Source organism: Streptomyces coeruleoprunus, from assembly GCF_039542925.1.
Lineage (GTDB): Bacteria > Actinomycetota > Actinomycetes > Streptomycetales > Streptomycetaceae > Streptomyces > Streptomyces coeruleoprunus.
Map to the genome: position 1 here is coordinate 3192295 of NZ_BAABIT010000001.1, position 22442 is coordinate 3214736.

Consider the following 22442-nt stretch of genomic DNA (forward strand, 5'->3'; position numbering starts at 1 on the left):
GATGTCCCCGAACCGCCCGGACCATGTGCGGGCGCCCGTGCTCGAAGCGCTCGACCGCTACCACGAGACGGGTGAGCTGGCCTTCACCCCACCCGGCCACAAACAGGCCCGGGGCGCCGACCCGGCCGTCCGCAGGGTCCTCGGCGACGCGGTCTTCAAGGCCGACGTCCTCGCCACGAGCGGCCTCGACGACCGGCGCTCCCGCGGCGGCGTCCTGGAGCGCGCGGAACGGCTGATGGCCGACGCCGTCCACGCCGACCACACCTTCTTCAGCACCTGCGGCAGCTCCCTCTCCGTGAAGGCCGCCATGCTGGCGGTCGCGGGCCCGCACGAGGAGCTGCTGATCGGGCGCGACGCGCACAAGTCGGTCGTGTCCGGGCTCATCCTGTCGGGCGTACGGCCCGTGTGGGTGGAGCCCCAGTGGGACGCGCGGCTGCACCTGGCGCACCCGCCGTCCGCCGAGGCGTACGCCGAGGCCTTCGCGCGCCATCCGGACGCCCGAGGCGCGCTGGTCACCAGTCCCACCCCGTACGGAACGTGCGCGGCCCTCGACCGCATCGCCGGCGAGTGCCACCGGCGGGGCGTGCCGCTGATCGTCGACGAGGCGTGGGGCGCCCACCTGCCGTTCCACCCGGAGCTGCCGGCGTGGGCCATGGACGCGGGCGCGGACGTGTGCGTCACGAGCATCCACAAGATGGGCAGCGGCCTGGAGCAGGGCTCCGTGTTCCATCTGCGGGGCGACCTGATCGACCCGGCGGTGCTCGCCTCCCGCGCCGATCTGCTCGGCACGACCTCCCCGTCGGTCCTCATCTACGCCGGACTCGACGGGTGGCGGCGGCAGATGGTGCTGCGCGGCCGCGAACTGCTGGACGACGCGCTGCGGCTGGCGCACACCGTACGCGAGGAGGTCGCGGCGATCGACGGGCTGCACGTCCACGGCCGCGCCGACCTCACCGGGCCCGGGCTCGCCGCGGACCTCGACCCGCTGCCGGTGCTGATCGACGTGTCGGCGCTGGGCACGACGGGCTACCGGGCGGCGGACTGGCTGCGGGAACACCGCAGCATCGACGTCCATATGAGTGATCATCGGAGGATCGGCGCCCAGCTGACGTACGCGGACTCCCGGGCCACGACGGCTCCGCTGCTCGACGCGCTGCGCGACCTCGCCGGGCAGGCGGAGCGGCTGGCGGGAGCGCCCCGCGTGGACGTGCCGGACCCGGAGGAGCTTCGGCTTGAGCAGACGTGCCTGCCGCGCGACGCGTACTTCGACGCGGTCGAGGACGTGCCGGTCGGTGAGGCGGCCGGGCGGGTGGCGGCCGAGATGCTCACGCCGTACCCGCCGGGCATCCCCGTCGCCCTCCCGGGTGAACGGCTCACGGAACCGGTGCTGCGCTATCTGACGTCGGGGGTTGCGGCGGGGATGAACCTCCCCGATGCGGTGGATTCCAGACTGCGGACGGTACGGGTGCGCGCCGAGGGCCTGTGACATGATGCGAGGGCCTCGCCACGCGCTGTGAACGGAAGGGTAGGCATGGCCCCAGGCGCCGGAAAGTGGCAGCGAGTCCCCCTGAGCCCGCAGAGCCGTGCCGAACAGTCCGCACGGCCGGGGCCGTCGGGGCGGCACGCCGCCGACGCGGCTCCTCTCTTCTCGTCCCTGGCCCGCGAGTGGAGAGCCAAGGGACGCGTCGTCCCGGGCGCCAGGGACCACGAATGGGACGCCCTCGTCCAGCGGCCGGTGTGGCCGGGCCGGCGGTGACCGCCGTCGGCCGGTGGACCGGCGGACGGACCGTCAGAACATCGGCGGGAAAGGCCCGGCGAGCCGGGGGCGGCAATCGTGTCGCTCTACTCGCCGCGTGCGTCGGCCCGTTGCCGTTCGAGTGAATCAATACCGGCGACAGTTCCCCCGGTGTCTTTTTGCTTTCGTATTCGTTGTGATATTCGCGGCGGCAGCCGGGCCTCACCGGGGCTCGTGGGTCACGAAATCCGTGGCAAGACTTCCGCTGTGGAAAGGAAGCCGAATTATGAAGTGCAAGAAGGCCGTAGTGGCCGTTGCCGGTGTGTTCATGGCGATGGGCGCCGCCGCCCCGGCGATCGCCGACGCGCACTCCGATGGCGTGGCCGCGGGCTCCCCGGGCGTGATCTCGGGCAACGTCGTCCAGGTCCCGATCCACGTGCCGATCAACGTCTGCGGCAACACCGTGAACATCATCGCGCTGCTGAACCCGACGTTCGGCAACGTCTGCATCAACGACTGACGCAGCCTCGCCACCACCAGGAAGCCGGTCCCGGACGACGCTCCGGGACCGGCTTCCCGCGTGCCGCGGCCTCAGTCGGCCGCCGGCACGGGGTTCTCCGCCGGCACCCGGTCACCCGTCGGCACCCGATCGTCCGCCGGCCGCCGCCGCGCCCCCGGCACGCCCCGCAGCCGGCGGTCGCGCAGGCGCCGCTCGACGCCCCGCACCAGCCGCTCGGCCGTGTACGCGGCGCCGTACACGAACCGCATCGCCGGGCCGTACGACGGGGCCGTCAGCAGCCCGGCCACGAACAGGCCCGGGTGGGACGACTCGAAGTGGCCGCTCATCTCCGGGGCGCCGCTCCCGCCGACCGTGCGCAACCCCTCCCGCAGCTCCTCGCCCAGCACGCCCACCCGGTCCAGACGCGGGACGAAGCCCGTGGCGGCGATGACGTGGTCGGTCTCCAGGACGGTCGGCACCTCCGACGAGCCGCCGCCAAGGATGAGCCGCACCCGGTCGCCGACGGGCTCCGCCGCGAGCACGCCGCGGCCCAGCCGTACGTCCGGCACGGCTTCGAACCGGCCCCGCAGCCACCAGGCGCCGGCCGGGCCCAGGGCGGTGGCGAACAGGTGCTCGCGAGTGGCGCCGGGGAGGCGCCGGAACAGTGTGGGAGTACGGGCGTAGAGCCAGTTCGGCCAGCCGCAGCCGAGGCCCGAGTGCGGTGAGCCGGCGGCCTCCAGGCGGGGGCGGTGCAGGGACGGGGGTACCGCATCCCATGTCAGGCGCGGTGCGCGGGCGACCACGCGCGCGTGCGCCCCCTGTTCGGTCAGGAGCACCGCCGTCTCCAGGGCCCCCTGGCCCGCACCGATCACGGTCACGTCCCGGCCCGCGAACCGGGCCAGGTCCGTGTGGTCGCAGCTGTGCGTCACCTGGTGCGGCATCAGCGCTCTCAGCTGCGGCGGCACCTCGGCGAACGGCAGGACGCCCACCGCGAGCGCCACCGTCCGCGCGCCGAACACCTCGCCGTCGCCCGTCGTGACCGCGAAGCCGCCCTCCTCCCGTGGCTCGACGGACGCGACCGTACGGGGGTCGACGGCGACCGGCACGGCCCGCCGGGCGAACCACTCCCCGTACGCGGCGAAGAGGCCGACGGGCAGCGGCACCCCGTGCTCGGCCCGCACGCCGCACGTCGCCGCGTACGCGGTGAGGCCATGGGCACCGCGCGGGTCCGACAGGTCCGACGCCCAGGGTTCGGACGCGAGGAGCATGCCGGGCGGCATCCGCTGCCAGGAGCCCATCACCTGGCCGAAGACACGGATGTCCAGGCCGCGGGCGGCGGCGTGGGCGGCCACGGACAGGCCGTACGGGCCGGCGCCCACGATCACCAGGTCGTCGTCGTGCATGGGGCCCACCGCTTTCGTCATCGTCGGGGGGAGGGGGAGGAGGGGGCGGACGGGGAGGGGGACGGGAGGTTCGGGGCGGCCGGGTCGGGGACGGCGGTGGCCGGGGGCTCGGACGCCTCTGTCGCCCGGCCACGCCACCGCCGCCGCAGCGCCGCCCACGCGCGGCGGGCGAGGTGCGCCGCCCAGGTGCGGACCATGGCGGCCGCCGGTGCCGGGTCGTCGGCCGCGAACCAGGCCGTCTCCAGACCGGACCACGGGCCGGACCCGCCGGACCGGCCGGACGACGGGCCGCGCAGGCGGGGGCGCGGCGACGTCAGGACGGACAGGGCCGCGTGGTTCTCGACCACGAAACGCCGCCCGTACACCGGCACCGCCTCCGGCACCGGACGCCCGGTCAGGTCCAGGTGCAGGGCCCGGACGACGTCGAGGCCCCACGGGTCGGAGAAGAGCCGGAACTGCGCGCCCGGCCGGGGGTCGAAGTCCAGCAGGTGGTACGTGCCGGTCACCGGGTCCAGCCGGAAGTCCAGGTCGGCGATCCCCCGGTAGCCCAGCGCCCCCACGAGATCCCGCGCCATGCGCTCGACGACGGGGTTCGGTGTCCAGGTCCCCACGGCCGTCGGCCCGGCGCCGTCCGGCCAGGAGCGGACCTTCCACCCGGTCGCGGCGACCCGGCACCGCCCGCTGCTGTCGCAGTACGCGTGGAAGAACCAGTCCAGGTCCCGGCCGCCCGGCAGCATCCGCTGGAGCAGCAGCCGGCTCCCCGCCCCGGCCCCGCGCGCGTACAGCTCGCGGACCCGCCGCACCGAGCGGGCCACCGTCGTGCCGCGCAGCCCGGCGCCCACGGGCAGCAGCCAGGGGCGGCTCCACTTCGCCACGACGGGCAGCCCGAGCTCCAGCGCCATGGCGGCCGCCTCGTCCGGGTCCGAGGGCGCCAGGGTGCGCGGGTGCGGGACGCCGAGCAGCCGGCAGGTCTCGGCCAGCTCCGCCTTGTCGGCCACCCGCTCGCACAGCCCCGGCGGCGGCTCGGGCAGCAGGAACCGGGCCGCGGGCCCGCGGGGGCCCTCCGCGCGGAGCCGGTCCAGCGACACGGCGGTGATGTCGTCCAGGGCCACCAGGACGGCGGGCCCGCCGGCCAGCGCCTCGGACACCTGGACGAGGGTGCGACGCACAGCCGCCAGATCCCGTCCGGCGGCCGGCTGGTGGCGACGGCTCACATAACGCGACCGGGCCACCGGACCGGCGGGAGTTCCTACCACCGCGTGGACGGGAATCCCGGCCCGGCCCAGGGAACGGGCCGCTCCGAGGGTGCCGTGGTGAAAGGAATTCCGGTCCAGCCGCATGAGCACGGCGGCGACATGGGTATCGAAGAGCGGCACGGCATGTCCTCGTGTCGGTGCCCGACTGGGCCGGTTCGACTTCGCTCCGCATCGCGGTCCGGACGCCATTCCGCGGACCGACCGCTGTCCGGGTGGCGACGTGGTGGACATCGCGGGAAAGCGCTGTGGGCTGCGCGACCACGGGAATTCGCCGCAGCCCACGGGAAGGTTATCCCCTATGCCGGACGGGGGCCGTTTCCGAAACGGCGACAATTCCGGCGGGCGCGCAGCCGGTCCGCCGCCCACCGGCGGCCGCCCGCGTATCCGGCGCGCAGCCAGAGCGCCGGAGCCGTGCGGCGCCGGGCCAGCAGCAGGCGCTCGTTGCGGACGGCCTCGGGGCTCCAGTGGTGCTCGTGCTGCTCCTCGCCGCGCATCAGGCTCAGAGCCCCCCGGCTCCCGTCCCCGTCCCGGCGCGAGGCACTGGCCAGCAGCAGCGTGGTGACGTCCACCTTGAGCGAGCGGAGCACCGGGTCCGCCCCGTACAGGTAGCCGCCCGTCAGCCGTGGCGACACCAGGGTGAGGTCGGCGGCCACGAGGTCGTCGTCCAGCCGGAACTCGGTCACCCGCGCCTGCCCGGCGTGCGCCATGGCGCCCACCGCGCGGGCGAGGTGCTCGGCGAACCGGTCGGTGAGAAGCTCCGGGTTCACCCGCCTGCCGGCCCAGCGGCGCCGGTGCAGGCGGAGGAGGTGCCGCAGGGCCCCGGGCACTTCGGCGGCGGGTACGTGCCGCTCTTCCACGCCCTCCCGGTCGATCTTGCGGAGGCCGGCCCTGACCTGCTGGGCGCGCGAGGAGGGCAGCCGTCGCACGAGCTGGTCGAGGGGCAGGGCCGGCAGCTCCAGGCGGGTCGAGTCGGCGAGCCGGCGGCGCGGCCCGCGCCAGGCCGCGTGCACGCGCTCGGCCGCGCTTCCGGGCCGTACCTCCCGTAGGTCGATCACCGCCGTACGGGCGAGCCCGGCGAGCGCGCCGGCCAGCGCGGGCACGGCTTCCGGGCAGCCGTCGTCGACGAGGACGTCGCCGTAGTCCGTGACGGCGCCGCCCAGCAGGGTCAGGGCGGGCAGCGGGCCGGGCACGCGGCACAGCGGCGCCGCCGCGACGAGCCGCCCGTCCGCGCGGTGCACGAGAACGACCCGCAGGCGCCCGGGCGTGCCGTACGACAGCCACCAGGAGTACAGCCAGGCGTGCGACTGGAACGGGGTGACGGACCGGCAGTGGTCGTACAGGTCCCGCCAGTCGGCGGCGAGCGCGCCGAACCGCGCGTCATCCCGGCAGACCGTGACGGTAAGCGCGAGTGGCTCCGGATTGCGCATACGGGTTCTCCGCTTGACGAAGTGAAGGGAACACCGCGACGAGGGGAAAGACGTGAAGCGGGGGAATGGGGACCTGCGAAACGACGTGCACATGGCTGGACCGCGGGCGACCGCACGAACGCTATAGTCCCGTGCGCGAAAGACGAAGCATTGAGAACACATGGGCGCGACACGCCTTTTCTGGCGGGTTACCCCTTCGCCGTGTCGTACCGCGCCGCGGGCGGCGGAATATGGCATGAAGGTAGTGACGGAACAATCGTCGGCTCCGCTGTCCTCCGGGCCGGCGACCGGCCCCTGCCCGCACGGTTCACCCGTTCGGGAGCGCAACCGGTGAAAGTCTCGGGCGTTCTTGATGGAGCCGGCCGCGTCGGCCTGCAATGCCTCACTGAACCATAGGAGTGCTACACCATGTCCCGTATCGCGAAGGCTGTCGTCCTGACCTCCGCCGTCGCCGCGTCCCTGGCCGGCACCGCTGGCATCGCGAACGCCGACGCCCACTCGGAAGGCGCGGCCGTGGGTTCCCCCGGCGTCATCTCCGGCAACCTCGTCCAGGTCCCGATCCACATCCCGATCAACGTCTGCGGCAACACCGTCAACATCATCGGCGCCCTCAACCCGACGTTCGGGAACGTCTGCATCAACGACTGACCCACCGGGCCGCGTGCCCGTGAACGGCGCCACCCGCCGCACCCCGCGGGTGGCGCCGTTCCCATGTCCGGGCCACCCTGTTGGCGGCGCCGCCCGGCACGCCGCCCACCGCGACGCCGCGCCACGTCCCAGCAGGTCGGAGGGGCGCGCCCACCCGTTGGGCGCAGTCACCCTCCGTGCAGTGCGCGTTTGCGGGCTGCAAACCGGCGCCGCACGGTGATGTCACCAGTCCCACGCATCACCGGAAGGAACACACGCGCATGCGTCTCCTGACATCCCGCCGTCTCGCGGCCGCAGCGATCTGCACCGCGCTCACCTTCGGCGTGGCGGGACCGGCCCTGGCCGCCGCCCCGCACGCCGCCCCCACCCCCGCACCGGAGCCGGCCGTCGAGGCTCTGCCGGAGGACACGGCCACCGACCTCCAGACGTGGATCGACGAACTGGTCGCCGCCACGACGGCGAAGACGGACGGGATCGTGACCCAGGTGCAGGGGTCCGTGCAGTCCCTGGTCGACAAGGTCCTCGCCCTCGTGGACGGGATCGTGGGCGGGATCTCCCTGCCGGAGGTGACCGTGCCCGAAGTGACCGTGCCGGAGGTGACCGTGCCCGAAGTGACCGTGCCGGAGGTGACCCTGCCGGACACCGGCATCGAGGTCACCGAGGTCACCGAATCGGCCGTGACCCTGCCGGGACTTCCCGAGGTCCCGGAGGTTCCCGAGGTCCCGGAGGTGCCCGACGTCTCCACCGTCGTGTCCCCGTAGAGCACATCGCCCACCAGAGGACCGTGTCGGCACCCCCCGTCCCAGCCGTCACGGTCCTCTTCCTTTTGATTTCCCTCTTTCCCATTGATCGGAGAATCGGACCGGGCCACATCATTCGGGTGCAGTGTCGAGAATTCCCACCTTCCTGAGTTTCCGCCACGCGGAGTACTCGTTACAGAGGGAAGAGAGCGCCGCACAGGGGCAGCGGCCGGATCAAGTGTCCGGCGCCCGGCGCGAGTTGTTACGCACAGACACCTTTCAAGGAAGGACTCACTCCCGATGAAGCCCACGAAGGTTGCTGCGGTCGTCGCCGGTTCTGTGATGGCTCTGGGTGCCGCCGCGCCGGCTTTCGCCGCCGACAGCATCGCCCCCACCAGCCTGAACGGAGCCGTCGACGCGCTGGGCAAGCGCGGTCTGAAGGAGGCCGTTCCGGCCGACGCCGTGAGCAAGGTGACCGACAGCGACCTCGTCGGGAACACCACGGAGAAGGCGACGCCGCTCCTCGGCGGGCTTCCGATCGGCAAGTAGGGCACCGCGCACACGACACATCGCGCACGACGCCGCACGAGGGCCGTGCGGGAGCGACTCGTTCCCGCACGGCCCTTTTCCGTCCGCTGCCGCCCGCCGGGGGCCATTACTGCAAGCAGGGGAATTCTGACCCGCTTTCCGGCGCGTGCTCGTTCACTCTGGCAGCGACGTACTCACCAGTCCGCGTCCAACAGGTCCACGTCGGTTCACACGTCCGGGAAGGCGTACGCAGAAAATGAACGTGAAGTCTCAGGTCGGTACGGGGATTCTCGCCACGTGCCTCGCGTCGGCGGCCGCCGCGGCGCTGGCCTCCCCCGCGGCCGCAGCCGAGGCCCCCGTGGAAGTGCCGCTCCAGCCCCTGGGCATGGTCCTCCCCATGGAGCCTCCGACGGTGAGCACGGGCGTACCGCTTCCCATGCCCGGAACCCCGGAGGGCGTGGGCCGGGTGGGCGAGGGCGGACTCCCCGAGCTCCTGCTGCTGCCGCGGACCCCGATCGCCGGCGAGCTGCCCGAGACCGAGATCGCGGCCCCGCTGCCGGCGCTGCTCGGCGGCCGCCCGCTCGGCACGGCGCTGCTGACCTCGCCCTCCTCCGAGGTGAAGACCTCCACGCCGGGCGCGACCCTGGGCGAGCCGCTGACCCTGCCGAAGGCCGAATCGCTGGGCCTGCCGGGCGTCCGGCTGCCCAGTGCGGGGCTCCTGGCCCCGGTACTCTCCGGCGCGCTCGAATCCGACCTCGGGCTCGGCGGTCCCGACGCCTGACCTTCGCGCGGGGGTGAAGAAAGCATTCGTCCCGCCACCCGTACGGCAACCGCTCGTTACACCCGGCGGCTTGTCGCATGGTCACCTGCCCGCGGTTCCCGTGGGTGCCGACGCAGCCGGCGTCGGCGCCCCGGGGGCCGCGGGCTTTCCGTGTGCGCGGTCGGAGCGCCGATCCCCCGTGCACGCGCCACGGCTGGCCGAGAACCGTTGGGCTCTTGGTGTGAGCCTGCACCACGGGCCGTTACCCAGGATGGGCCTAAGCGTTGGGGGGAGTGTCGACCGCAGGACTGCGGTCGTGTTTCCACGCACAAGGAGATCCCTGATGTCTCGCATCGCGAAGGCTGCCGTCGTCATCGCCGGCACGGGCGCTGTCGCCCTGAGCGGGGCCGGCATGGCCGTCGCCGACGCGGGGGCCGACGCCGCCGCCGTCAACTCCCCTGGTGTCATCTCGGGCAACGCCGTCCAGGTTCCGATCCACATCCCCATCAACCTGTGCGGCAACACCGTCGACATCATCGGCCTGCTGAACCCGGCCTTCGGCAACGCCTGCTTCAACGTGGGCAAGGACCACAAGGGCGGGAACGGCGGTCACCACGGTGGCGGCCACCACGGTGGCGGCCACAACGGCGGTGGCCACAACGGCGGCGGGAACGGCTACGGCAGCTGACTCCTCGCGCCTCCCCTCCCGTACGGCTCCGTACGCACCAGTGGTCCCCCGGCACACCGGCCGGGGGACCACTAGCGTTCGGGGGCGTCCGCGCCGCTAGGCGTAGCGGTACAGACGGCTGTGGTCGGCGAGCTGCGCCGGTGTCACGTCCCAGGGCGGCATCCGCTCGTGCCGGGACACCACCCGGCCGCGCTGGCCGGAGCCGGACGGCGGCGGGGTCGCGGGCAGGTAGGCGGCGCCCGGGTGGTCGCGCTGCCAGCGCGACCACAGCAGGTCCACGAAGGCGTGGTGGAGCCAGAAGACCGGGTCGTTGACCGACGCGCCGCCCAGCATCAGCCCGCCCACCCAGCGGTGCACCCGGTTGTGGTTGCGCCACCGCGCGTTGCCCCGGCCCGGCGCCCAGCCCTCCAGGCGGTTGCGGAAGCCGCCGCGGCTCGTGGAGTTCCAGGGCGCCATGTCGTACACGGTCTCGCCGGTGGCCCAGGCCAGCTCGGCCTTGGTGGGCAGGTCGAGCGGGTCGGCGGGCCGGCCGAAGTCCCGGGTCAGGAAGCGGTTCTCGGTCACCCCGACCTTGATCGTCCAATTGCCGTTCCGGTACGCGAAGGGGCCCGTCATCACCTGGAAGTCGCCGCGGCGGCCGTTGCCGCCCATCAGGTCCTCGCCCCACACCGACGCCGCCGGGCCGCGGTCGCGCGTCCAGTCCCAGTACGGCACGGTCACCGAGTCGTCGATCTGCCGCAGCGCCCGCTCGAAGTCCAGCAGGTACTGGCGGTGCCAGGGCAGGAACGTGGGCGCCATGTGCGCCACGCGCAGCCCGTCGTCGCCGTCCGCGCCGTAGTAGTCCAGGTGCATCCGGACGAACTCGTCGTACCGCCCCCGCCGCTTCAGCTCCAGCACGGCCGCGACGAACCGGCGCCGCTCCGAGGCGGACAGGTCACGCTGGTTCTTACGTGTATACGCCATGGTCCCCTCGCAGTCGGCTGCCGTGAGTGACCGACGCCAGCCGGGCGGTGCCCAGCTCGTCGACGGCTGCCCGGGTGGCGGCGAGCGGCGTCGGATACGACTGGTAGTGGTCCACCAGGCTCAGATAGCCGCCGTTGGCACAGCGCATCAGGTGCAGGGGCCGGTCGTCGACGAGGACCTCGAACTCGGCCGCGTGCGCCGGCACCGGGCGGCCCTGGATGCGGCGTCCCCTGTACATCTCGTCGAAGGCGCCGTGCAGCACCGTGCCGGGCGCGCCGCCGCCCCGGCTCCCGGGGCGGGTGCCGGCCGGCCGTGCGGCGGGGCCGCCGGGCCTGCCGTCGCGCGGTGTGGTGGCGACATGGGCGAGCGTCCCACCCGTGAAGGAGGCGACCGCGAGCGTGAACAGCGCGCGCAGGGCGCCACGGCGCGGGAACCCCCGGGGGAAGCGGCGGACGGCGAGGGGCTGCGGACTCTTGGCGATCATCAGGTGATCTCCCGTACAGGTCGTGCGGGCGGTGGACTCCCTCCCGCCGGGCACAACGACGGCATCCGAAAACCGTTCCGGACAGGGCCCGCGGACCCCTTACCCGACCAGGTGAATCGGACCGTTCCGGCATCGGCCGAACGGGTGGAAACCCGGCCAGGACGTCACACAAGCGCCACTAGTATCCGGCGCCATGACCTCTTCCACCGCCGTTGCCCCGGACCAGCGGCGTTCCCTCATGGGGACGCTCACCGTCATCGCCTGGTCCAGCGAGCCCACCCCGGACGACCCGGGCGCCCCGATGCTGATGGTGTACTCGCTCGGGGACGGCCGCGACGGTCCCGAGGCCGGCGAGGAGGCCCTGCGCGCGGAGCTGAAGCAGCTCGGCCTGTCGATCGGCGAGGAGCTGATCGACGTGGGCCGTCGGACGAGGATCCCGGTCACGCTGCTGGTCGAGGCCGAACAGGCCGTCCTCACCCTGCCGTTCATGAAGGTGCAGTGCCCCGTCCCGCCGCAGTGGGAGAAGGCCGCGCACATGAAGGGACAGGTCTATCTGATCTTCGCTGTGCGGCCGTGGCCCGAGGCCGTGCCCGGCAAGGAGGTCCCCGCCGAGAAGCTGCGCGACTTCGTCAGCGCCGAGGGCCTGCTGGAGGGCAGCGCGCACTGCCTGGTGCCCGTGCTCAGGGTGCGTACCTGACACCGGCCCCCACGACGACCTCGACGACGGGTGAGAACCATGACGATGACGCACGAGAGGCGTACGGAGCCCGCTCCCGTCCCGGCCGTCCCCGCCGCGGGCCCGGTGGGGACGGGAGCGGGCCGGGGACTCGCCTGGCTGCTGGTCCTGACCGGCGCGGCGGGGCTGCTGGCCGCGTGGGAGATCACGCTGGACAAGTTCCGGCTGCTGGAGGACCCGGACTTCACCCCGGGGTGCAGCCTCAACCCGGTGGTGTCGTGCGGCAGCGTCATGAAGAGCGAGCAGGCGGCGGTGTTCGGCTTCCCGAACCCGATGCTGGGGCTCGTCACGTACGGCATGGTCGTCGCGATCGGCGTGGGGCTCCTCGCGGGGGCGCGCCACGGGCGCTGGTACTGGCTCGGGCTGAACGCGGGCACGCTGTTCGGCGTGGGCTTCTGCTCCTGGCTGATGCAGCAGTCGCTGTACGTCATCAACGCGCTGTGCCTGTGGTGCTGTCTGGCGTGGGTGGCCACCATCGTCATGTTCTGGTTCGTCACCGCGCACACCGTGCGCCGCGGGCTGCTGCCCGCGCCGGCCTGGGTGCGCCGGTTCCTGGACGAGTTCCCCTGGGTCCCGCCGGTACTGCACCTCGGCGTCGTCGGAATGCTGATCCTGACGCGCTGGTGGGAGTTCTGGACGAGCTGACGCGCCGCCGCCTTGTGGAGGCGCTCGGCGTGTTGAGATCCTGCCCTCCATGCCGACCGGCCCCCTGCCCGACCACGCCTCGCTCCTGGACGAGGTGAAGGCCGTGCGGCGCGCCGGGCTCGTACGGCTGCGCGCGCTGGACCTCCCCGCGCTGTCCCGGGCCGCCGGCCCCGTCGGCCACGGGCCGGACGCCCCCGCCGTGGAACGGCTGTTACGGGCGGCGGTGGCCCGCCTGGACGCCGGGACGCTCCGGGACGCCGCCGCCTACACGCTCGGGCTCGCCCGCGGTACGCGCGACTGGCCGGCCGCCGACCGGCGCCGCAGGGCCGCCGCCGTGTACGGGGTGAGCGTCGAGCGGTTCCGCAAGCACCACGAGCCGCTGGTGCTGGGCCAGATCGCCGAGCAGATCGCCGCGGCCGCGGCAGAACGGGCAGGCCCCGAACGGGCCGCGGTGCCCCCGCCGCCGCGCGACACCCACCGGGTGCTGCGGGCCGGTCCGCACCGGCTGACCCTGCACGTCCACCCCGTCGACCTGCTGCGCGACGTCGATGTGGTCGTGTCGCCCGCCAACGTCTGGTTCGCCCTCCCGGAGCCGTACAAGTCGTCCGTGCCGGCGTCGCTGCGCCGGGCCGGGGCGCTGCGCGGGCCGACGGGCGAGCTGCTCGACGACCTGATCCACGCCGAACTGCGCACGTGGGCCGCGCGGCACGGGGCGGCAGGGCGGCCCGCCCAGCCCGCGACGGTGGCGGTGACCGGTTCGGGCGCGCTGGCCGCGCAGGGGGTGCGCCGCATCTACCACGCGGCGGTGGCCGTGCCCCGGGCGGGCACCAACGACTACGACGTCCTGCCGGCGGATGTCACGCGGGCGGTGACGCGGGTGTTCGCGCTGCTCGCCGAGGAGTCGGGGCGGTTCGACCCGCCGCTGCGGTCCGTGTGCCTGCCGCTGCTGGGCGCCGGGCGGGGCGGCCTGGACCCCGGGGTCAGCGCGGCGGCCGTGTGGGCCGCCGTCGGGGCCGAACTCGCGCGCGGGGCGCGCTGGGACGTGCACCTGGTGGTGCTGGACCCGGCGGACGCGGAGGTACTGGCGGAGCTGGTGGAGGGGGGTACGGGATGACGGGTGGACCTGCCGGGGGCGGGGCGTTCGGAGGCGATCCGTACCGGGTGCTGGCGCGGGCGGCGGCCGAGTGGGACGTGCTGGAGCCGTTGCTCGGCGCCGAGGGGGTCGCGCGGCTCGGGGCGGCCCTGCGGCGGCTGCGGGAGGCGGCCGGGGCTCGGGACGCCGCCGTGGAGGCCGCGCGGGTGCTGGCCGGTGCGCTGCCGCCCGGCGAGGGCGGGCGGCTCGTGACCACCGCCGGGCCGCCGTCCCCGGGCGCGTACGCGGGCTTCCGGGCGGAGGACCTGGCCGTGCTCGTGCTGGACCGCCACCGGATGGTGGGCCCGGTCCTCGGGCCCGTACGGGAGCGGCTGCTCGCCGTGCCGGCGCTGTCGGACGAGGACGTGCGGGGGCGGGGCGGCGACCCGTTCGCGTCCGGGCTGATCCGACTGCGCGGCGAGGGCGGCGTGGGGCGGCTGCCGCGGTTCCAGTTCTCCGAGGACGCGCTGCCGTGGCTGGTGGTGCTGGAGGTGAACGCGCTGCTCGGCGCGGACGAGGACCCGTGGGGGGCGGCCGACTGGTGGCTGTCGGAGAACGCGTGGCTCGCGTCGGCGCCGGTCGCGCTGCTCGGGTCGGGCCTGGACGAGCGGCTGGTGGGCGCGGCCCACGCGCTCGTGGACGGGGTGTGACGCGATGCCCAACACCCCGCCGCCCCCGGTCCCGCCGGACACCCCGGTCAAGGCGACCCTGCCCGCGGGGACGCCGCTGTTCCGGGTGCACCGTGCCGAGTGGGCCGCGACCGCCTTCAACTCCGTACCGGCCGGGCGGCTGTGGGGCGGGGGCCGGTTCGACGCGACCGAGGACGACGCCTACCCGTTCCTCTACACGGGGCTGACGGCGGCGTCCGCCGTGTGCGAGTCGCTGCTGCGGTCCGTTCCGTGCCACTCGCCGGAGCCGCGGCCCGTTCCCCGGTCGGCGGTGCGGGGCAGGCGGCTGGCGTTCCTGCGGCTCGCCGTGGACCTGGACGTGGTGTCGTTGATGTCGGGCCGTGATCTGGCGGCCGTGGCGCAGGACTCGTGGCTCGTGCAGGCGGAGGCGCACGAGTACGCGTTCACCCGGGCGTGGGGGCACTGGATCCGCCGTCACACCGAGCCGTGGGCGCGGGGCTTCGTCTGGCCGTCGAAGCGCGAGCCGGCCGACCGGGTCGCGATCCTGTTCGGCGACCGCTGCCCGCCCGGGGCGGTCGAGGAGACGGGCGCGCCGGCCGTCGACCTGTCGGCGCCGGAGGGCGAGGAGTGGCTGAACGGGCTGCTCAGGCCGTACAACGCGCAGGTCGCTCCGGGCTGAGGGGGCGGCGCCGACGGCGGTCAGTGGGTGGACTTCGGGGTCGACGTGTCGATGGCGAGGGTGACGGCCAGCGTGCCGAGGACGGCGCCCATGGCGTAGCGCTGGGTGCGCAGCCAGGCGGGGCGGCGGGCCAGGAAGACGGCGATGGTGCCGGCGGCGAGGACGATGGACAGGTTCACGGTGACGCTGACGACCACCTGTGCCGAGCCGAGCAGCAGCCCCTGGACGAGGACGCCGCCCGCCGACGGGTCGACGAACTGCGGGATCAGCGACAGGTACATGATCGCGATCTTGGGGTTGAGCAGGCTGGTCATCAGCCCCATGGCGTAGAGCCTGCGGGGCGAGTCGGGCGGTACGTCCTGCGGCGTGAAGACCGACACGCCGCCCGGGCGGAGCGCGCACCAGGCGAGCCAGGCGAGGTACGCGGCGCCTGCCAGCTTCACGGCGAGGTAGAGCTGCGGTACGGCGACGAAGAGGACCGACAGGCCGAGGTTGGTAGCGACCAGGTACACGAGGAAGCCGGTGGCGACTCCGGCGAGCGAGACCAGGCCGGCGCGGCGGCCCTGGGTCAGGGAGCGCGAGACCAGGTAGATCATGTTCGGTCCCGGGGTGAGCACCATGCCGAGTCCCACCGCCACGACGCCCAGCAGGGCGCTCGTCTCCACCACGGCCTGTCCCCCTCCACATCGGTCGCACCGTCGCACCGGTTCCTGCCGGTGCGGCACTCCGAGCGTATTGACATGACCATCTCGGAGCAATAAAAACATTGCACTCGGTGCAATCAAGTGGGCGGAGGAACAGCGGACTTGAGGGACTATCAGCAGGTCGCCGACACCGTGGCGGCCGAGATCGCGGCGGGCCGGCTCCGCCCCGGGGACCGGCTGCCGCCGCAACGGCGGTTCGCGCGGCAGCACGGCATCGCCGCCTCCACGGCGTCCCGCGTCTACCAGGAGCTGGCGCGGCGCGGGCTGACGGTCGGCGAGGTCGGGCGCGGGACCTTCGTCCGCGCCGCCGACGGGCCGGAGGCAGGGCCCGCGCTGAGCGAACCGCCGGACCGGCGCGTCAACCTGGAGCTGAACCACCCGGTCGTGCCCGAGCAGGCCGCGCTGCTGGCCCAGGGGCTCGGCGGGCTGCTCCGCCCCGACGTCCTGGACTCCGCCCTGCGGCCGGTGGGCCCGGCCGGCACCCCGCAGGCGCGTGCGGCGGCGGCCCGGCTGCTCACCCGGGCCGGCTGGCGGCCCGACCCGGACCGGGTGCTGTTCGCCGGGAACGGGCGGCAGGCCATCTCGGCGGCCGTCGCCGCGCTCGTCCCGCCGGGCGGGCGGCTCGGCGCCGAGGAGTTCACGTACCCGGTGCTGAAGTCGCTCGCCGGGCGGCTCGGCGTGACGGTCGTGCCGCTGGCCATGGACGAGGAGGGGCTGGTGCCGGGGGCCGTGGAGGCGGCCCACCGCAGCGCGCCGCTGCACGCGGTGTACGTCCAGCCGACGCTCCACAACCCGCTCTCGGTCACCATGCCGGCCGCCCGCCGGGCCGACCTGGCGGCGGCCCTGCGGCGGCTGGACGTGCCGGCGGTCGAGGACGCGGTGTGGGGGTTCTTGTACGGGGACGGGGACGGGGGCGGCGGCGGAGGCGACGTGGTCGCCGGCCGCGCGGAGGCGGCGCCGCTCGCCGCGTACGCGCCGGAGCGGACGGTCCTCGTGGACAGCATGTCGAAGCGGATGGCGCCGGGCTTGACGGCGGGGTTCGCCGTCGTGCCGGACGCCCTGGCGCCCGGTGTCACCGCCGCCGTGCGTTCCGGCGGCTGGGCGCCGTCCCGCTTCGCGCTGGAGGCGGCGGTCCGCTGGGAGTCGGACGGCACGGCGCGGGCGCTCGCGGACGCCAAGCGGGCCGACGTCGAGCGCCGCCAGCTGCTCGTGCGCCACCACCTGGCGGGCTTCGCCGTGCGGGGCGCCCCGCGCTCCTGCTTCTGCTGGTGGGACCTGCCGCCGGAATGGCGGGCCGACCTGTTCGTGGCCGCGGCGGCGCGGCACGGCATCGCGGTGACCCCGGGGGCGGCGTTCGCCGCGGACCCCCGCCGGGCTCCCGGCGCGGTCCGGCTCGGCCTGGCGTCGCCGCCGCTCGACACCCTGGCCCGGGCGCTGACCACCCTCGCCCGGCTGGCCCGCTCGGCCCCGGAGGACGTCCTGGCGGAGGAGCCGGAGAAGTGACCGGCGGGCGGGGCCCGTCCCGGATGTGCGGACGACACCCGTGCGGGCGGCTCGGCTCCGTGCGGAGAAATCTCCGGCCGGCGACGGACGAGCCGCCCGTCGCCGTAGAGCCCGTGAAGGACGTGTGTGGCATGCGTACGGATCGGGAGGGGCCACATGGTGGAGGCGGGGAAGTCGGCGCGCGGTGCGCGGGGGCGTCGGCGGGTGGTGGGGACGGCGGTCGCGGCGGCCGCCGTGGCCGTGCTCACCGGGTCGCAGGCCCCGGGCGCGGCCGGGCGGGACGCGGTGGGCGACGGGCGCGGCGTGGCAGCCGAAGGGGCCGTGCCGCCGCCCGGGGACGCGTACTACTTCACGGCGCTGCCGCCCCTGGAGGTGCGGGGTCACGTGCAAGCCGCGAAGCCGGCCCGGGGCGGGGCCGTGCCGGCGACCGTCTTCGACGCGTACCGGCGGGCCGAGGACACCCAGGCGCAGGACGCGCCGGGCTGCCACCTGCGCTGGCAGCTGCTCGCCGCCATCGGACAGGTGGAGTCCGGGCAGGCGCGCGGCGGCCGGGTGAACGCCGCCGGTACGACGTACGCGCCGATCGTCGGTCCCCGGCTGGACGGCAACGGCTTCGCCCTGATCCGCGACACGGATCAGGGGCGGTACGACGGCGACCTGGCGTACGACCGGGCCGTCGGGCCGATGCAGTTCATCCCGTCCACCTGGGCCGGATGGGGCGCGGACGGCAACGGCGACGGCCTCGCCGACCCGCACAACGCCTACGACGCGGCTCTCGCCGCCGGGCGCTACCTGTGCGCGGGCGGGCGCGACCTCGCCGAGCCGGGCGACCTGGACCGGGCGGTCCTCGCGTACAACCCGTCGCGGGAGTACCTGCGGCTGGTGCTGTCCTGGTTCGGGTACTTCCGCGACGGCCACCGCGTGGTGCCCGACGCCTCCGCGGGCGGTACGGCCCGGCCGGGCGCCGCCGTCGGCGGTACGCGGCCCTCGGCTCCCGGCCCGGCGGACGGCCGCGCGCCGGAGCCCGCCCCCACGGACACGACCGCTCCGGCCCCCGCGCCCACCCCGTCCGCCACCCCGCCGGGCACGCCGTCGGCCCCGCCGTCGCGGGAGCCCGAGCCGTCGGGCCCGGCGGCTCCGCCGCTGGTCACCGTGGACATCACCGAGGTTCCGGCGCCGAGCGGCGGCGTCCTGCCGGGCGCGGGGGCCCTCACCCGCAACGGTTAGGACTCACTGCGCGCCCGCCCCTCCACAACACGGCGTACCCGAGGGTAACGTCGCGGCCTGCCCTGCCATCAGTTGTGAGCGCGAAGGGGCCCTCATGGCGACGACGGACCTGCACGACGCGCACCCGGACGGACCGGGTGCCGACGCCGCCCACGTGCGGTGGCACCGCATGTGGAGCCACCGCGACCAGCTGCTCAAGGTGGCCCGCCGGAGGTCCATGAGCACCGAGGACGCCGAGGACGCCGTCCACGAGGCGATGCTGCGCGCCGCCGAGAACCCGCACCTCGACGACGCGCGCCTCGGGGCGTGGCTGACCACCGTGACCATGCGGCTGTGCGTCGACCGGCACCGCCAGGTCCACCGCGAGGCCGAGGTGCGGGCCCTGCCGAAGCTCACCGCCCCCGGACCCGCGCCCGTCGACGAGGTGGTGTGCGACCGGCACGAGGCCCAGTGGATCGCGTACCGGAGCCGCGAGCTGCCCGCCCGGCAGGCCGAGGCCCTGCGACTGAAGGCCCAGGACCGGGACGTCGAGCAGGTCGCCCGGGAGATGGGGCTCAGCTACCAGGCGGTCGAGTCGCTGCTGGCCCGCGCGCGGCGGACGCTGCGCAACTCGCTCGCCGCGACCCTGGGGCTCGCGCTGTGGCTGTGCGGGCGCGGGGGCCGGGCGTCCTCGCAGGCGGGCGGCAACGCCCAGGCGGTCGCCATGGCCTCGGCGGCGGCGCTGGCCGTGGCGGGGCTCGCGATCCCCTTCTCGTACGACGCGCAGGACCCCGGCCGGTCCCGGCCGGCCCACCCCGCGCCCTCCGGCACGGTCGGCACGGTGGGGACGGCCGGGTACGAGGTGCCGCAGCCGGACGCCTCGGGCGCGGCGCGGAAGCCGGGCGCCGGGGACGGGGCGCCGGCGAGCCCCGCGCCGGGCGGGGACGCGTCGCCGGGAGCGGTCCCGCCGCTGCTGGACGGGCTGCCGGAGGTGGCGTTGCCGGAGGGGCTGCCGGAAGGGCTGCCGGAAGGGCTGCCGAGCGCTGAGGTACCGGGCATCCCGGGCATATCGGGTGCGCCTGAGGTGCCGAGTGTGCCGCTGCCCGAGGTGCCCGAGGTGCCTGTCGTGTCCGAGGTGCCCGACGTAACCGGTACGACCGATGTGACCGACCTGCGCGTGCCCGCCCCCGACGTGCCGGAGGCCGGGCTTCCGGTGCCTGGCCCGAGCACCACACGGCTGCCGCAGCCGCAGCTCCAGGATTCCGGGCCGGTTTCCACCCCGTAAAAAATCTTCGCCTTCTCGCGACGGACGCCCCTCCCCTCGCCGTAGAGCAGATGTCGAGCTGCTCCCCGCTGAAGGGTGAATCCGGATGGGTGTCGAGATCTGCGTGGAAGGATTGACCAAATCCTTCGGCCACCAGGTCATCTGGCAGGACGTCTCGCTGACGCTGCCCGCCGGGGAGGTGTCCGTCCTGCTCGGCCCGTCGGGCACGGGCAAGTCGGTGTTCCTGAAGACGCTCGTCGGGCTGCTCAAGCCGGACCGGGGCGCGATCCGGATCGCCGGAGAGGACATCACCCGGCTCCGCGAACACGACCTGTACGAGGTGCGCAAGCTCTTCGGCGTGCTGTTCCAGGACGGCGCCCTGTTCGGGTCGATGAACCTGTACGACAACATCGCCTTCCCGCTGCGCGAGCACACCCGCAAGTCCGAGAGCGAGATCCGGCGCATCGTGCTGGAGAAGATGGACATGGTCGGGCTCATCGGCGCCGAGGAGAAGCTGCCCGGCGAGATCTCCGGCGGCATGCGCAAGCGGGCGGGCCTGGCCAGGGCGCTGGTGCTGGACCCGGAGATCATCCTCTTCGACGAGCCCGACTCCGGGCTCGACCCGGTCCGGGTCGCGTACCTCAACCAGCTCATCGTCGATCTCAACGCGCAGATCGACGCGACCTTCCTGATCGTCACGCACGACATCGCGTCGGCCCGCCAGGTCCCGGACAACATCGGTCTGCTGTTCCGGCGCGAGCTGGTGATGTTCGGCCCGCGCGAGAAGCTGCTGACGAGTGACGAGCCGGTGGTGCGGCAGTTCCTGAACGGGCGGATGCAGGGGCCCATCGGGATGGCGGAGGAGAAGGACGCGGCTCAGGTCGAGCAGGAGCTGGCGCAGCTGGACGTGGGTGCGCCGGCGGGTGAGGAGCGGATGACCCCGCGGCTGCTGCCCGGCCCCGGAGTCGTCCGGCCACCGCGCTGGCAGGCGATCGCCGAGCGGGAGGAGTCGCTGCACGCCGGTGGGTCCCGTGGTGCCCACCTGTCCCGCCCCGCGGAACGCCTGCCCGCCACGGAACGGCCCGTCGATGACGCGGAGCCCACCACGGGACGGCCCGCCGACCACGCGCAGCCGACCACGGGACCGGCTCGGTCCGCCGGGGAGGGCGAGCCCGGCGCGGTACGGCTCGCCGACGACGAGGAGGCCGGCGCGTGAGCTTTTCGCCTCTTGCCGGGCTCCGGCACTCCGGTGCGCTGTTCGCCATGGCGCTCGACGTGCTGCGGACGCTGCCCCGGCGGCCGTTCCAGGTGCGCGAGTTCATCCAGCAGGCCTGGTTCATCGCGGGTGTCACGATCCTGCCGACCGCCCTCGTCTCCATCCCGTTCGGCGCGGTCATCGCGCTCCAGATCGGCGGTCTGACCCGTCAGCTGGGCGCCCAGTCGTTCTCCGGTGCCGCCTCCGTCCTCGCCGTGCTGCGCGAGGCGTCGCCGATCGTGACGGCGCTGCTCATCGCCGGCGCGGGCGGCACCGCGATCTGCGCGGACCTCGGGGCCCGCAAGATCCGCGAGGAGATCGACGCCATGCAGGTCCTCGGCATCGACCCGATCCACCGGCTCGTGGTGCCCCGGGTGCTGGCCACGATGCTCGTGGCGGTCCTCCTCAACGGCCTGGTGTCCGTGGTCGGCGTGGCCGGCGGCTACTTCTTCAACGTCGTCCTCCAGAACGGCACCCCGGGCGCGTACCTCGCCTCGTTCACCACGCTCGCGCAGCTCTCCGACCTGTGGGCGGCCGAGGTGAAGGCGCTGGTGTTCGGGGCGATCGCGGCGATCGTCGCCTCGTACAAGGGGCTGACCGCCAAGGGCGGGCCGAAGGGCGTCGGCGACGCGGTGAACCAGTCCGTGGTGATCACCTTCATGTTGCTGTTCGTGACGAACTTCGTGATGACCGCCGTCTACTTCCAGCTCGTTCCGCAGAGGGGATGACGATGGCTCCGCCGAACCCGCTCGCCCGCACCGGGCGTTTCCTGGAGGAGTTGGGCGCCCAGCTGGTCTTCTACGGCCGGTCGCTCGCGTGGACCGGCCGTACGCTGCGCCGCTACAAGAAGGAGGTGCTGCGCCTGCTCGCCGAGGTGAGCTTCGGGCGCGGCGCGCTCGCGGTGGTCGGCGGCACGGTCGGCGTCATCGCGTTCCTGTCGTTCTTCACCGGCACGGAGGTCGGCCTCCAGGGCTACGCGGCGCTGAACCAGCTCGGCACGTCCAACTTCGTGGCGTTCCTGTCGGCGTACTTCAACACCCGTGAGATCGCGCCGCTGGTGGCGGGGCTCGCCCTGTCGGCGACGGTCGGCGCCGGGTTCACCGCCCAGCTCGGCGCGATGCGGATCAGCGAGGAGACGGACGCGCTGGAGGTGATGGGCGTCCCGTCGCTGCCGTTCCTGGTGACGACGCGGATGATCGCCGGTTTCGTCGCCGTGATCCCGCTGTACGTGATCGGGCTGCTCTCCTCGTACTTCGCCGCCCGCACCATCACCACCGGCTACTACGGGCAGTCCACGGGCACGTACGACCACTACTTCCAGCAGTACCTGCCGCCGGAGGACGTGCTGTGGTCCTTCGGCAAGGTGATCGTCTTCGCCGTCGTGATCATCCTCGTGCACTGCTACTACGGCTACTACGCGAGCGGCGGCCCGGCGGGCGTCGGCGTCGCGGTGGGACGCGGGGTGCGCACGTCCATCGTCGCCATCAACGTCCTCGACTTCTTCCTCAGCCTCGCGATCTGGGGCTCCCACACGACCGTACGGATAGCGGGGTAAGGG

Annotated in this window: 24 protein-coding genes; 18 read left to right on the forward strand and 6 right to left on the reverse strand. The window is 74.1% G+C overall.

Annotated features, from left to right (window positions below):
- The first annotated feature begins 1 nt into the window (after position 1).
- The gene (locus ABEB09_RS13950; RefSeq protein WP_345690220.1) at positions 2 to 1486 is read left to right on the forward strand and encodes an aminotransferase class I/II-fold pyridoxal phosphate-dependent enzyme; all 1485 of its coding nucleotides are present in this window, start codon (positions 2 to 4) and stop codon (positions 1484 to 1486) included.
- A 535-nt stretch (positions 1487 to 2021) separates the two neighbouring features.
- Positions 2022 to 2255: a chaplin gene (locus tag ABEB09_RS13955; RefSeq protein ID WP_345690221.1), complete on the forward strand. Its 234-nt coding sequence runs from the start codon at positions 2022 to 2024 to the stop codon at positions 2253 to 2255.
- Positions 2256 to 2326: 71 nt separating this feature from the next.
- On the opposite strand, the gene ABEB09_RS13960 is transcribed toward ABEB09_RS13955, so the two are convergent.
- The 3 genes from ABEB09_RS13960 to ABEB09_RS13970 all read right to left on the reverse strand — a co-directional run bounded on the left by ABEB09_RS13960 (position 2327) and on the right by ABEB09_RS13970 (position 6320).
- Positions 2327 to 3637, reverse strand: coding sequence for an FAD-dependent oxidoreductase (locus tag ABEB09_RS13960; RefSeq protein WP_345690222.1), 1311 nt, complete (start codon positions 3635 to 3637; stop codon positions 2327 to 2329).
- Positions 3638 to 3654: 17 nt separating this feature from the next.
- Positions 3655 to 4806 (reverse strand): ATP-grasp domain-containing protein, encoded by a 1152-nt coding sequence (locus ABEB09_RS13965; RefSeq protein WP_345690223.1) that lies wholly within the window; start codon positions 4804 to 4806, stop codon positions 3655 to 3657.
- A 383-nt stretch (positions 4807 to 5189) separates the two neighbouring features.
- Positions 5190 to 6320 carry a GNAT family N-acetyltransferase gene (locus ABEB09_RS13970; RefSeq protein ID WP_345690224.1) on the reverse strand — a complete coding sequence of 377 codons (1131 nt, stop codon included), beginning with the start codon at positions 6318 to 6320 and terminating at the stop codon, positions 5190 to 5192.
- Between the two features lie 408 nt (positions 6321 to 6728).
- Here ABEB09_RS13970 and ABEB09_RS13975 point away from each other — a divergent pair, with 408 nt between their 5' ends.
- From ABEB09_RS13975 to ABEB09_RS13995, 5 genes are all read left to right on the forward strand, one after another.
- A complete protein-coding gene (locus ABEB09_RS13975) occupies positions 6729 to 6968 on the forward strand; it encodes a chaplin (protein ID WP_345690225.1) in 240 nt (79 codons plus the stop codon).
- Between the two features lie 260 nt (positions 6969 to 7228).
- Positions 7229 to 7729 (forward strand): hypothetical protein, encoded by a 501-nt coding sequence (locus ABEB09_RS13980; protein ID WP_345690226.1) that lies wholly within the window; start codon positions 7229 to 7231, stop codon positions 7727 to 7729.
- Positions 7730 to 8008: 279 nt separating this feature from the next.
- The gene (locus tag ABEB09_RS13985) at positions 8009 to 8257 is read left to right on the forward strand and encodes a hypothetical protein (protein WP_345690227.1); all 249 of its coding nucleotides are present in this window, start codon (positions 8009 to 8011) and stop codon (positions 8255 to 8257) included.
- Positions 8258 to 8492: 235 nt separating this feature from the next.
- A complete protein-coding gene (locus ABEB09_RS13990; RefSeq protein ID WP_345690228.1) occupies positions 8493 to 9017 on the forward strand; it encodes a hypothetical protein in 525 nt (174 codons plus the stop codon).
- 322 nt (positions 9018 to 9339) lie between these two features.
- Positions 9340 to 9684 carry a chaplin gene (locus tag ABEB09_RS13995; protein ID WP_345690229.1) on the forward strand — a complete coding sequence of 115 codons (345 nt, stop codon included), beginning with the start codon at positions 9340 to 9342 and terminating at the stop codon, positions 9682 to 9684.
- Positions 9685 to 9780: 96 nt separating this feature from the next.
- Here ABEB09_RS13995 and ABEB09_RS14000 read toward each other — a convergent pair whose 3' ends face one another.
- Positions 9781 to 10647: a tyrosinase family protein gene (locus tag ABEB09_RS14000; protein WP_345690230.1), complete on the reverse strand. Its 867-nt coding sequence runs from the start codon at positions 10645 to 10647 to the stop codon at positions 9781 to 9783.
- Entirely contained in the window at positions 10631 to 11131 is a 501-nt protein-coding gene (locus tag ABEB09_RS14005) for a tyrosinase family oxidase copper chaperone (RefSeq protein ID WP_345690231.1), read from the reverse strand. Before ABEB09_RS14005 ends, ABEB09_RS14000 begins: the two co-directional genes overlap by 17 nt.
- A gap of 193 nt (positions 11132 to 11324) precedes the next feature.
- On the opposite strand from ABEB09_RS14005, the gene ABEB09_RS14010 reads away from it, so the two are divergent.
- The 5 genes from ABEB09_RS14010 to ABEB09_RS14030 are packed head-to-tail and all read left to right on the forward strand — an operon-like array spanning position 11325 to position 14952.
- Positions 11325 to 11828: a DUF5949 family protein gene (locus ABEB09_RS14010; RefSeq protein WP_345690232.1), complete on the forward strand. Its 504-nt coding sequence runs from the start codon at positions 11325 to 11327 to the stop codon at positions 11826 to 11828.
- Positions 11829 to 11867: 39 nt separating this feature from the next.
- Positions 11868 to 12512: a vitamin K epoxide reductase family protein gene (locus ABEB09_RS14015; protein WP_345690233.1), complete on the forward strand. Its 645-nt coding sequence runs from the start codon at positions 11868 to 11870 to the stop codon at positions 12510 to 12512.
- A gap of 49 nt (positions 12513 to 12561) precedes the next feature.
- Positions 12562 to 13626 carry a macro domain-containing protein gene (locus ABEB09_RS14020; RefSeq protein ID WP_345690234.1) on the forward strand — a complete coding sequence of 355 codons (1065 nt, stop codon included), beginning with the start codon at positions 12562 to 12564 and terminating at the stop codon, positions 13624 to 13626.
- Positions 13623 to 14294, forward strand: coding sequence for a hypothetical protein (locus ABEB09_RS14025; protein WP_345690235.1), 672 nt, complete (start codon positions 13623 to 13625; stop codon positions 14292 to 14294). The genes ABEB09_RS14020 and ABEB09_RS14025 overlap by 4 nt, the downstream gene beginning before the upstream one ends.
- 4 nt (positions 14295 to 14298) lie before the next feature.
- Positions 14299 to 14952: an RES family NAD+ phosphorylase gene (locus tag ABEB09_RS14030; RefSeq protein ID WP_345690236.1), complete on the forward strand. Its 654-nt coding sequence runs from the start codon at positions 14299 to 14301 to the stop codon at positions 14950 to 14952.
- A gap of 20 nt (positions 14953 to 14972) precedes the next feature.
- Here the strand turns inward: ABEB09_RS14030 and ABEB09_RS14035 are convergent, their stop codons facing one another.
- Positions 14973 to 15620, reverse strand: a complete 648-nt coding sequence (locus ABEB09_RS14035; protein WP_345690237.1) for a LysE family translocator — start codon at positions 15618 to 15620, stop codon at positions 14973 to 14975.
- Between the two features lie 138 nt (positions 15621 to 15758).
- Between ABEB09_RS14035 and ABEB09_RS14040 the strand changes: the two genes are divergently transcribed.
- The 6 genes from ABEB09_RS14040 (at position 15759) to ABEB09_RS14065 (ending at position 22439) form a co-directional block, all read left to right on the forward strand.
- Positions 15759 to 17159, forward strand: a complete 1401-nt coding sequence (locus tag ABEB09_RS14040) for an aminotransferase-like domain-containing protein (protein ID WP_345690238.1) — start codon at positions 15759 to 15761, stop codon at positions 17157 to 17159.
- 156 nt (positions 17160 to 17315) lie between these two features.
- Positions 17316 to 18386 (forward strand): lytic transglycosylase domain-containing protein, encoded by a 1071-nt coding sequence (locus tag ABEB09_RS14045; protein WP_345690239.1) that lies wholly within the window; start codon positions 17316 to 17318, stop codon positions 18384 to 18386.
- 94 nt (positions 18387 to 18480) lie between these two features.
- Positions 18481 to 19650: an RNA polymerase sigma factor gene (locus tag ABEB09_RS14050; protein ID WP_345690240.1), complete on the forward strand. Its 1170-nt coding sequence runs from the start codon at positions 18481 to 18483 to the stop codon at positions 19648 to 19650.
- Positions 19651 to 19735: 85 nt separating this feature from the next.
- Positions 19736 to 20845 carry an ABC transporter ATP-binding protein gene (locus ABEB09_RS14055; protein WP_345690241.1) on the forward strand — a complete coding sequence of 370 codons (1110 nt, stop codon included), beginning with the start codon at positions 19736 to 19738 and terminating at the stop codon, positions 20843 to 20845.
- On the forward strand, positions 20842 to 21612 hold the full coding sequence (locus tag ABEB09_RS14060) for an MlaE family ABC transporter permease (RefSeq protein WP_345690242.1): 771 nt from the start codon (positions 20842 to 20844) through the stop codon (positions 21610 to 21612). The genes ABEB09_RS14055 and ABEB09_RS14060 overlap by 4 nt, the downstream gene beginning before the upstream one ends.
- Before the next feature lie 2 nt (positions 21613 to 21614).
- The gene (locus ABEB09_RS14065; protein WP_345690243.1) at positions 21615 to 22439 is read left to right on the forward strand and encodes an MlaE family ABC transporter permease; all 825 of its coding nucleotides are present in this window, start codon (positions 21615 to 21617) and stop codon (positions 22437 to 22439) included.
- Positions 22440 to 22442 lie beyond the last annotated feature (3 nt).

Excerpts from the sequence above, each read along its gene's own strand:
- ABEB09_RS13960 (WP_345690222.1), bottom strand. The coding sequence starts at position 3,637 with ATGCACGACGACGACCTGGTGATCGTGGGCGCCGGCCCGTACGGCCTG.
- ABEB09_RS14030 (WP_345690236.1), top strand. The coding sequence starts at position 14,299 with ATGCCCAACACCCCGCCGCCCCCGGTCCCGCCGGACACCCCGGTCAAG.
- ABEB09_RS13995 (WP_345690229.1), top strand. The coding sequence starts at position 9,340 with ATGTCTCGCATCGCGAAGGCTGCCGTCGTCATCGCCGGCACGGGCGCT.
- ABEB09_RS14055 (WP_345690241.1), top strand. The coding sequence starts at position 19,736 with ATGGGTGTCGAGATCTGCGTGGAAGGATTGACCAAATCCTTCGGCCAC.
- ABEB09_RS14025 (WP_345690235.1), top strand. The coding sequence starts at position 13,623 with ATGACGGGTGGACCTGCCGGGGGCGGGGCGTTCGGAGGCGATCCGTAC.
- ABEB09_RS13975 (WP_345690225.1), top strand. The coding sequence starts at position 6,729 with ATGTCCCGTATCGCGAAGGCTGTCGTCCTGACCTCCGCCGTCGCCGCG.
- ABEB09_RS13970 (WP_345690224.1), bottom strand. The coding sequence starts at position 6,320 with ATGCGCAATCCGGAGCCACTCGCGCTTACCGTCACGGTCTGCCGGGAT.
- ABEB09_RS14015 (WP_345690233.1), top strand. The coding sequence starts at position 11,868 with ATGACGATGACGCACGAGAGGCGTACGGAGCCCGCTCCCGTCCCGGCC.
- ABEB09_RS14000 (WP_345690230.1), bottom strand. The coding sequence starts at position 10,647 with ATGGCGTATACACGTAAGAACCAGCGTGACCTGTCCGCCTCGGAGCGG.
- ABEB09_RS14045 (WP_345690239.1), top strand. The coding sequence starts at position 17,316 with ATGGTGGAGGCGGGGAAGTCGGCGCGCGGTGCGCGGGGGCGTCGGCGG.
- ABEB09_RS13980 (WP_345690226.1), top strand. The coding sequence starts at position 7,229 with ATGCGTCTCCTGACATCCCGCCGTCTCGCGGCCGCAGCGATCTGCACC.
- ABEB09_RS14020 (WP_345690234.1), top strand. The coding sequence starts at position 12,562 with ATGCCGACCGGCCCCCTGCCCGACCACGCCTCGCTCCTGGACGAGGTG.
- ABEB09_RS14065 (WP_345690243.1), top strand. The coding sequence starts at position 21,615 with ATGGCTCCGCCGAACCCGCTCGCCCGCACCGGGCGTTTCCTGGAGGAG.
- ABEB09_RS14005 (WP_345690231.1), bottom strand. The coding sequence starts at position 11,131 with ATGATCGCCAAGAGTCCGCAGCCCCTCGCCGTCCGCCGCTTCCCCCGG.
- ABEB09_RS13985 (WP_345690227.1), top strand. The coding sequence starts at position 8,009 with ATGAAGCCCACGAAGGTTGCTGCGGTCGTCGCCGGTTCTGTGATGGCT.
- ABEB09_RS13950 (WP_345690220.1), top strand. The coding sequence starts at position 2 with ATGTCCCCGAACCGCCCGGACCATGTGCGGGCGCCCGTGCTCGAAGCG.
- ABEB09_RS14050 (WP_345690240.1), top strand. The coding sequence starts at position 18,481 with ATGGCGACGACGGACCTGCACGACGCGCACCCGGACGGACCGGGTGCC.
- ABEB09_RS13955 (WP_345690221.1), top strand. The coding sequence starts at position 2,022 with ATGAAGTGCAAGAAGGCCGTAGTGGCCGTTGCCGGTGTGTTCATGGCG.
- ABEB09_RS14010 (WP_345690232.1), top strand. The coding sequence starts at position 11,325 with ATGACCTCTTCCACCGCCGTTGCCCCGGACCAGCGGCGTTCCCTCATG.
- ABEB09_RS13990 (WP_345690228.1), top strand. The coding sequence starts at position 8,493 with ATGAACGTGAAGTCTCAGGTCGGTACGGGGATTCTCGCCACGTGCCTC.